Source organism: Polynucleobacter sp. 39-46-10, from assembly GCF_002282275.1.
In genome coordinates, this window is sequence record NZ_NCJB01000274.1 from 1 (window position 1) to 3,173 (window position 3,173).

Below are 3,173 nucleotides of genomic sequence, written 5' to 3' on the forward strand. Positions count from 1 at the left end.
AATTCCACCCATGCCGCCAAAGCGACTAGGTGCCGGTGCTTTAGGAGCCGTGGCTGGTGTAGCTGGTTGAGCTTGTTGAGCTGGTTTTTGTGCAGGAGCTGCCTGTTTTTGCATTGGCGCACTTGGTGCCTTACCAATACTTCTACCGCCACCTAAACGAGCGGCATCAGCATGACCAACCGTGGCAAAAATTAAGCTGATACTTAATAAGGTTGCCTTGAAAAAATGCTTATTCATCTTTTAATCTCCTATGAAACTTCTTTAATTCTCGACTGCTAAAAACTACAAATTCACTAGTATTTAATACCAATATGGAGCGCAACGATACCCCCAGTCATCCTATGGGTATCCACCTCATCAAAACCGACCTGCAGCATCATTTCCTTGAGGGTTTGCGCATCTGGGTGCATCCGAATAGATTCAGCCAAATAACGGTAGCTCTCAGAATCCTGGGCAATTTTTTCACCCAACCAAGGTAAAACCTTGAATGAGTATGTGTCATAGACTGGCTGTAAAAAAGCATCTGGCTTAGAAAACTCCAGCACCAGAACTCGACCACCCGGCTTAATGACCCGCAACATCTCTGCCAAGGCAACATCTTTGTGAGTCATATTGCGCAAACCAAAGGCTACGGTCACCACGTCAAAATGATTATTGGGAAAAGGGATTTTCTCTGCATCAAACTGAACACAGGGCAAAGCCAAGCCTTGATCTAGAAGACGATCGCGACCAACTCCAAGCATGGAAGCATTAATGTCGCTTAACCACACTTGCGCCTCTGGGTTATGACCCCATCCTGCCGCACGTGCAAATGCCGCAGCCAAGTCACCTGTACCACCAGCGATATCTAAAACTTTTTGCCCAGGGCGAACTTGCGCACGAGCAATGGTGACTTTCTTCCACAAGCGATGAAGACCGAATGACATTAAGTCATTCATCACATCGTATTTACTAGCTACAGAGTGAAATACCTCTGCGACCTTACCTGCTTTTTCAGCCTCATCAACGCTTTGGTATCCAAAGTGAGTCTTACTCATATTCTTTGCTCTATCTAATGAAATACTCAATGACTACCGCAAGACTTGCCACCAGCAACGCCCATTGGAGCATCTCGGTCTAATCCAGCAGCAGCTAATTTATCTAAATGCTCTTTCCAAAGTGCTTCTTGGTTCTCGCACAAAAATTGCAAGTAATCCCATGAATACAAACCAGAATCATGGCCATCTGAAAAAGAAGGCTTCAAAGCGTAATGACCTACTGGCTCAATATTAGCGATGAGGACTTCACGTTTACCGGTTTGCAAAGTCTCCTGTCCAGGCCCGTGGCCTTGAACCTCAGCCGAGGGCGAAACTACTCTTAAGAACTCAAAAGGAAGGCGATAAGTATTGCCGTTCTCATAGGACAGCTCTAAAACTTTTGACTGCTGATGTACTACAACATTCGTTGGAATCATTAAACCAATACCCTTTCAATACCGCCTTGATTTGCCTTGGTCACATAATCCTGCATCCAATCAGGACCCAATAATTTTTGCGCCATTTCAACTACGATGTAATCAGCAGTCGTATCACTATCCGCATCAAAGCGGGTAAGGCCTTGTAGGCAAGAAGGGCAGCTTGTTAGCACTTTGACATCGCCAGTGAAATCATCTTTACGTAATTCATTGGCAGCTTTCTCCATCTCGATCTGCTTACGGAAACGGACCTGAGTTGAAATATCGGGGCGAGTCACAGCAAGCGTTCCAGACTCACCGCAGCAGCGATCATTCTTCTGAATAGCTTTGCCATCTTCGAGCTGAATCAACTCATTCACTGTCTTGAGTGGATCCTGCAACTTCATCGGTGAGTGACATGGATCGTGATACATATACTTCACGCCAGTCACGTTTGAAAGCTTAACGCCCTTCTCGAGCAAATACTCATGAATATCGATGATGCGGCAACCTGGGAAGATCTGTTCAAACTGATAACCCGCTAACTGGTCGTAGCAAGTACCGCATGAGACTACGACAGTCTTGATATCTAAGTAGTTCAGGGTATTCGCAACGCGATGAAAGAGGACGCGATTATCTGTAATCATCTTCTCTGCTTTATCGAAGTCGCCATTGCCGCGCTGTGGGTAACCGCAGCAGAGATAGCCTGGTGGTAATACCGTCTGTACACCCACATTCCACAGCATTGCTTGCGTAGCCAAACCTACTTGCGAGAACAAACGTTCAGAGCCGCAACCCGGGAAATAAAACACCGCTTCTGTATCCGCAGAAGTCGTTTTTGGATCGCGAATAATTGGTACGTAATTTGCGTCCTCAATATCTAAAAGTGCACGTGCTGTTTTCTTCGGCAAGTTACCAGGCATCTTCTTATTTACAAAGAAAATGACCTGCTCTTTTATATTGGGCTTAGTAACTGTCGCAGGAGGATGGGCGGTTTGTTTGCGTGCCAACTTACGAAATACATCGTTACCCAAACGTTGAAGCTTATAGCCCCAACCAATCATGGTCTTACGTGCCAACTTGATTGTGTCTGGATCGGTGGCATTCAAGAAGAGCATAGATGCCGCTGTTCCTGGATTGAAACGCTGTTGACCCATCTTACGCAATAAGTTGCGCATATTCATGGTGACATCACCGAAGTCAATTTTGACTGGGCATGGCGTTAAGCACTTATGACATACAGTGCAATGCGCTGCAACGTCATCAAACATTTCCCAATGGCGAATCGACACGCCACGGCGTGTCTGCTCTTCATACAAGAAGGCTTCGATTAACAGCGAGGTTGCCAAAATTTTGTCGCGTGGACTGTAAAGCAAATTTGCGCGTGGCACATGTGTAGAACACACCGGCTTGCACTTACCGCAGCGTAAACAATCTTTCACGCTATCTGCAATCGCACCAATATCACTTTGCTGCATGATGATGGACTCATGACCCATCAAACCAAAGCTTGGAGTGTAGGCGATGCTGAGATCCGCATGCGGCATTAACTTGCCTTTGTTGAAGCGGCCTTCAGGATCTACACGTTTTTTGTAAGCGCGGAAATCTTTGAGCTCTTCCTCAGTCAAATACTCAAGCTTCGTAATACCAATCCCATGCTCACCCGAAATCACGCCATCCAATGAGCGGGCCAATTTCATAATCCGATCGACTGCACGATGTGCATCTTGCAACATCTCGT

At 46.2% G+C, this 3,173-nt stretch carries 3 protein-coding genes and 1 pseudogene; all 4 read right to left on the reverse strand.

The genetic code is table 11. From position 1 onward, the window contains the following. Positions 1-237, reverse strand: a pseudogene (locus tag B7X71_RS14210) (Tim44 domain-containing protein); the annotation flags it as partial. A 56-nt stretch (positions 238-293) separates the two neighbouring features. Further along, positions 294-1,037, reverse strand: a complete 744-nt coding sequence (gene ubiE / locus B7X71_RS14215) for a bifunctional demethylmenaquinone methyltransferase/2-methoxy-6-polyprenyl-1,4-benzoquinol methylase UbiE (RefSeq protein WP_293601083.1) — start codon at positions 1,035-1,037, stop codon at positions 294-296. 26 nt (positions 1,038-1,063) lie between these two features. Further along, positions 1,064-1,453 (reverse strand): DUF971 domain-containing protein, encoded by a 390-nt coding sequence (locus tag B7X71_RS14220; protein ID WP_293598553.1) that lies wholly within the window; start codon positions 1,451-1,453, stop codon positions 1,064-1,066. After that, a partial coding sequence (locus tag B7X71_RS14225) for a DUF3400 domain-containing protein (RefSeq protein WP_293601084.1) occupies positions 1,453-3,173 on the reverse strand: 1,721 nt, incomplete at its 5' end. The genes B7X71_RS14220 and B7X71_RS14225, both read right to left, overlap by 1 nt.